Genomic DNA, 294 nt, shown 5'->3' on the forward strand with positions numbered 1-294 from the left:
CGGTGACCTACAACAATGACGGCACCTTCACCTATACGCCGGCCGCCGGCGAGCAGGGCACGGTGACGTTCCAGTACCAGATCGTCGACGGCGACGGCGACCCGTCGGTGGCGACGGTGACGATCAACCTGCTGAACGACTCGACGCCGACGATCGGGATCGCCGCGGGCTCCGACACCAGCGTCAACGAAGCGGGCCTTCCGGCGCGCGGCGGCGAGCCCGCGGGTTCGGGCGAGATCGCCGACGGCAACGGCGCCAACAACAGCGACCCGAGCGAGACGGCGACCGGCGCGC

General features: G+C 70.7%; 1 protein-coding gene. It reads left to right on the forward strand.

What is annotated here, in order from left to right; all coding sequences use genetic code 11:
- The coding region (locus EOD29_RS36250; RefSeq protein ID WP_164763920.1) for a cadherin-like domain-containing protein at positions 1 to 294 on the forward strand (294 nt) is incomplete at both ends.

It is taken from the genome of Mesorhizobium sp. M1A.T.Ca.IN.004.03.1.1, assembly GCF_003997555.1.
In the GTDB taxonomy this organism is placed as follows: domain Bacteria; phylum Pseudomonadota; class Alphaproteobacteria; order Rhizobiales; family Rhizobiaceae; genus Mesorhizobium.